Origin of the sequence: Streptomyces thermoalcalitolerans (assembly GCF_039525155.1) — a bacterium.
Classification (GTDB): Bacteria; Actinomycetota; Actinomycetes; order Streptomycetales; family Streptomycetaceae; genus Streptomyces; species Streptomyces thermovulgaris.
This window is the reverse complement of record NZ_BAAAHG010000110.1, coordinates 1-4,949: the sequence shown is the minus strand read 5'-3', so window position 1 is coordinate 4,949 and position 4,949 is coordinate 1. Positions and strand designations below refer to the sequence as shown.

Genomic DNA, 4,949 nt, shown 5'->3' with positions numbered 1-4,949 from the left:
TGCACGCGTGCGCACGGAACCGCCGCTCGACGCCACGCGCGCGCGTACGGGACAGTCCGGCGGTGCCCCGCGTGCGCGTGCCGGTCTGTTCGGCGGCCTCGCGCGCACGCGGGCGGCCGTCCCCCGGACCCGCTTCCGTGCCCGCGCCGGGCAGCGTCCTTGGGCCGCCCGGTCCCGGGGGCGGGCCGATGTCCCCGGCGTCCTCGACGCCCACGGCGCCTATACCGCCTATGACACCTATGACATGTACGGTGGCCCCTACGGCGTGTCCCCCGCCCAGGACCGCGGCGCCCCGGCACCGGCCGGCGTCCCTGGAGCCGGGGCGGCCCGCGGGGGCCGTGAGCCCCTGAGGAGCAGGTGGTCCCTCGGTGCCGAGGCCGCCGTCCGTGCCTCCCGTGCCTCCCGCCGTCAATCTCCGTACCCGGCTCCTTCACCCCGGACGGCCGCACCGCAATCCCCGCCGCCGCAGGTCAGAGCTTCCTTGCGTGCCAGAGGTGGATAAGACTTGAGTCGATCAGGCTCAAGTCTGTTGACTGGGTGGGGGGCCTCGGGCACACTTGAGTCAGTTCCACTCAAGTTAGCTGGAGGAATTCACCATGGCACGTGCGGTCGGCATCGACCTGGGCACAACAAACTCCGTCGTCAGCGTTCTGGAGGGCGGTGAGCCCACCGTCATCACCAACGCCGAGGGCGCCAGGACCACGCCGTCCGTCGTCGCTTTCGCCAAGAACGGTGAGGTGCTGGTCGGTGAGGTGGCCAAGCGCCAGGCCGTGACCAACGTCGACAGGACCATCCGGTCGGTCAAGCGCCACATGGGCACCGACTGGAAGATCAACATCGACGGCAAGGACTTCAACCCGCAGCAGATCAGCGCCTTCGTGCTGCAGAAGCTGAAGCGGGACGCGGAAGCGTACCTGGGTGAGAAGGTGACCGACGCGGTCATCACCGTGCCGGCGTACTTCAACGATGCCGAGCGCCAGGCCACCAAGGAGGCCGGTGAGATCGCCGGTCTGAACGTGCTGCGTATCGTCAACGAGCCGACGGCCGCCGCCCTGGCGTACGGCCTCGACAAGGACGAGCAGATGATCCTCGTCTTCGACCTCGGTGGCGGTACGTTCGACGTCTCGCTGCTGGAGATCGGCGACGGCGTCGTCGAGGTGAAGGCCACCAACGGTGACAACAACCTCGGTGGTGACGACTGGGACCAGCGCATCGTCGACTACCTGGTCAAGCAGTTCCAGGCCGGGCACGGCGTGGACCTGGCCAAGGACAAGATGGCCCTCCAGCGTCTGCGTGAGGCCGCCGAGAAGGCCAAGATCGAGCTGTCGTCGTCCACCGAGACGACCATCAACCTGCCCTACATCACCGCGTCCGCCGAGGGCCCGCTGCACCTGGACGAGAAGCTGACCCGGGCTCAGTTCCAGCAGCTGACGGCCGACCTGCTCGAGCGGTGCAAGACGCCGTTCCACAACGTCATCAAGGACGCCGGCGTCTCCGTCAACGACATCGACCACGTCGTGCTCGTCGGTGGTTCCACCCGTATGCCCGCGGTCGCCGACCTTGTCCGGGAGCTGACCGGCGGCAAGGAACCGCACAAGGGCGTCAACCCCGACGAGGTGGTCGCCGTGGGTGCCTCGCTGCAGGCCGGTGTGCTCAAGGGCGAGGTCAAGGACGTCCTGCTGCTCGACGTCACCCCGCTGTCCCTGGGCATCGAGACCAAGGGCGGCATCATGACCAAGCTGATCGAGCGCAACACCACGATCCCGACCCGGCGTTCGGAGATCTTCACCACGGCCGAGGACAACCAGCCGTCGGTGCAGATCCAGGTCTACCAGGGTGAGCGCGAGATCGCCGCGTACAACAAGAAGCTCGGCATGTTCGAGCTGACCGGTCTGCCCCCGGCGCCGCGCGGCGTGCCGCAGATCGAGGTGTCCTTCGACATCGACGCCAACGGCATCATGCACGTCACGGCGAAGGACCTCGGCACCGGCAAGGAGCAGAAGATGACCGTCACCGGCGGCTCCTCGCTCCCCAAGGAGGAGGTCGAGCGGATGCGCCGGGAGGCGGAGCAGTACGCGGAGGAGGACCAGAAGCGCCGCGAGGCCGCCGAGACCCGCAACCACGGCGAGCAGCTCGTCTACCAGACCGAGAAGTTCCTCAAGGACAACGCGGACAAGGTCCCCGGTGACATCAAGTCCGAGGTGGAGGCCGCCGTCGCCGAGCTGAAGGAGAAGCTCAAGGGCGAGGACACCGCCGAGATCCGCACCGCCACCGAGAAGGTCGCCGCCGTCTCCCAGAAGCTCGGTCAGGCCATGTACGCCGAGGCCCAGGCCGCGCAGGCCGCGGGCGGCGGCCAGGCCGGCAAGGCCGACGACGACGTGGTCGATGCCGAGATCGTTGACGACGAGCGCAAGGACGGTGCCGCGTGACGGAGAAGACCCCCGGTTTCGAGGAGCACCAGCCGCAGCCTCCGCCGCAGCAGCCGCAGGCTCAGCCGCAAGCGCAGCCGCAGCCGCAGCCGCAGCCCGAGGCCGCTCCCGGCGCCGCGCCCGAGGAGGCCGAGCCGCAGCAGGCCCCCGCCGCCCAGGAGCAGGAGGTGCCCCAGGCCGCGGAGCTGGACCAGGTGGCCGCGCTGACGGCCCAGCTGGACCAGGCCCGTACGGCGCTGGCCGAGCGCACGGCGGACCTCCAGCGGCTGCAGGCCGAGTACCAGAACTACCGGCGCCGGGTCGAGCGCGACCGGGTCGCGGTACGGGAGGTGGCCGTGGCCAACCTCCTGTCCGAGCTCCTGCCCGTGCTCGACGACATCGGCCGCGCACGGGAACACAACGAACTGGTGGGCGGCTTCAAGTCCGTCGCCGAGTCGCTGGAGACCGTGGTGGCGAAGATGGGGCTGCAGCAGTACGGCAAGGAGGGCGAGCCCTTCGACCCGACGGTCCACGAGGCCCTGATGCACTCCTACGCGCCGGACGTCACCGAGACGACATGCGTGGCGATTCTGCAGCCCGGGTACCGGATCGGCGAACGCATCATCCGCCCCGCGCGGGTGGCCGTGGCCGAGCCCCAGCCGGGCGCGCAGACGGCCAAACCGGCCGAGGAGTCCGGTGCGGCCCAAGCCACCGAGCAGGGCGAGGACAACAAGGAGAACGGTGGCCCGGAGGAGGGCTGACGCGACAGCGAACGACGCGCGAGAGGAGGGACGTCGGGGATGAGTACCAAGGACTTCATCGAGAAGGACTACTACAAGGTCCTCGGCGTCCCGAAGGACGCCACCGAGGCCGAGATCAAGAAGGCGTACCGGAAGCTCGCCCGTGAGTTCCACCCGGACGCCAACAAGGGCAATGCCAGGGCCGAGGAGCGCTTCAAGGAGATCTCCGAGGCACATGACGTCCTCGGCGACCCCAAGAAACGCAAGGAGTACGACGAGGCCCGCGCCCTGTTCGGCAACGGCGGCTTCCGCCCCGGGCCGGGCGCCGGCGGCTCCTTCAACTTCGACCTGGGCGACCTCTTCGGAGGGGCCCAGGGCGGCTTCGGCGGCGGCCTGGGGGACGTCTTCGGGGGCCTGTTCGGCAGGGGCGCGGGCACACGCACCCAGCCCCGGCGCGGCCAGGACATCGAGTCCGAGGTCACGCTGAGCTTCACGGAGGCCATCGAGGGCGCCACGGTACCGCTGCGGATGTCCAGCCAGCAGCCGTGCAAGGCCTGTTCGGGCACCGGCGACAAGAACGGCACACCACGTGTGTGCCCGACCTGTGTCGGCACCGGACAGGTGGCGCGCGGCTCGGGCGGCGGCTTCTCGCTGACCGACCCGTGCCACGACTGCAAGGGCCGCGGGCTGATCGCGGAGAACCCCTGCGACGTCTGCAGGGGCTCCGGCCGCGCCAAGTCCTCCCGGACGATGCAGGTGCGCATCCCGGCCGGCGTGCGCGACGGGCAGCGCATCCGGCTGCGCGGCAAGGGTGCGCCGGGCGAGCGCGGCGGACCGGCGGGCGACCTGTACGTGGTGGTGCACGTGGGCGAACACCCGGTCTTCGGCCGCAAGGGCGACAACCTCACCGTCACGGTGCCGGTCACCTTCGCCGAGGCGGCTCTCGGCGGCGAGGTCCGGGTGCCTACCCTGGGTGGGCCGCCCGTGACGTTGAAACTGCCTCCCGGCACACCGAACGGACGTACGATGCGGGCCCGCGGCAAGGGCGCGGTCCGCAAGGACGGCACCCGTGGGGACCTGCTGGTCACCGTGGAGGTGAGTGTCCCGAAGAACCTGTCGGGGAAGGCTCGTGAAGCGCTCGAGGCGTATCGCGAGGCCACCGCGGGCGAGGATCCGCGGGCGGAGCTGTTCGAGGCCGCGAAGGGAGCATGAGAGAGATGGACGGCCGCCGTCGTAACCCGTACGAACTGACGGAAGACACACCGGTGTACGTCATCTCGGTGGCCGCCCAGCTGTCCGGACTGCACCCGCAGACACTCCGTCAGTACGACCGGCTGGGCCTGGTGTCACCCGACCGCACCGCCGGACGGGGCCGGCGCTACTCGGCCCGCGACATCGAGCTGCTCCGCCAGGTGCAGCAGCTGTCGCAGGACGAGGGCATCAACCTGGCCGGCATCAAGCGGATCATCGAGCTGAGAAACGAGGTCGCGGAACTCAAGGCCCAGATCGCGGAGCTGCAGGCGGCGCTGGACGGCGCGGCCGCCGCCATGCGGCAGCGCGAGGCCGCCGTGCACGCCTCCTACCGCCGGGACCTGGTCCCCTACCAGGAGGTCCAGCAGAGCAGCGCGCTGGTGGTGTGGCGGCCGAAGAAGGCCAAGGACCAGCAGAACTAGGAGGTGTCGTTTGGATCAGGCCGGCTCCGACGGGCGGTGCCTGGTGACCGAGGTGAGCGGGGTTCGGTGCGTGCAGATGCAAGGCGGAGGAGGGAGCCGACGCGGAGCGTCGGCGAGTGACGACAACG

Annotated in this window: 4 protein-coding genes and 1 pseudogene; 4 read left to right on the top strand and 1 reads right to left on the bottom strand. The window is 70.0% G+C overall.

Annotated features, from left to right (window positions below; genetic code table 11):
- Positions 1–214, bottom strand: a pseudogene (locus tag ABD224_RS28905) (hypothetical protein); the annotation flags it as partial.
- A gap of 382 nt (positions 215–596) precedes the next feature.
- Here ABD224_RS28905 and dnaK point away from each other — a divergent pair.
- From dnaK to ABD224_RS28885, 4 genes are read left to right on the top strand one after another with little or no spacing between them, the layout of a single operon-like run.
- A complete protein-coding gene (dnaK, locus tag ABD224_RS28900) occupies positions 597–2,429 on the top strand; it encodes a molecular chaperone DnaK (RefSeq protein ID WP_344055226.1) in 1,833 nt (610 codons plus the stop codon).
- The gene (gene grpE, locus ABD224_RS28895; RefSeq protein WP_344055224.1) at positions 2,426–3,169 is read left to right on the top strand and encodes a nucleotide exchange factor GrpE; all 744 of its coding nucleotides are present in this window, start codon (positions 2,426–2,428) and stop codon (positions 3,167–3,169) included. Before dnaK ends, grpE begins: the two co-directional genes overlap by 4 nt.
- A 39-nt stretch (positions 3,170–3,208) precedes the next feature.
- Positions 3,209–4,360, top strand: a complete 1,152-nt coding sequence (dnaJ, locus tag ABD224_RS28890) for a molecular chaperone DnaJ (protein WP_344055222.1) — start codon at positions 3,209–3,211, stop codon at positions 4,358–4,360.
- Positions 4,361–4,365: 5 nt separating this feature from the next.
- Positions 4,366–4,821: a heat shock protein transcriptional repressor HspR gene (locus ABD224_RS28885; RefSeq protein WP_344055228.1), complete on the top strand. Its 456-nt coding sequence runs from the start codon at positions 4,366–4,368 to the stop codon at positions 4,819–4,821.
- Positions 4,822–4,949 lie beyond the last annotated feature (128 nt).

Bases quoted from the DNA above. Each gene is read 5' to 3' on its own strand.
- dnaJ (WP_344055222.1), top strand. From the start codon at position 3,209: ATGAGTACCAAGGACTTCATCGAGAAGGACTACTACAAGGTCCTCGGC.
- ABD224_RS28885 (WP_344055228.1), top strand. From the start codon at position 4,366: ATGGACGGCCGCCGTCGTAACCCGTACGAACTGACGGAAGACACACCG.
- dnaK (WP_344055226.1), top strand. From the start codon at position 597: ATGGCACGTGCGGTCGGCATCGACCTGGGCACAACAAACTCCGTCGTC.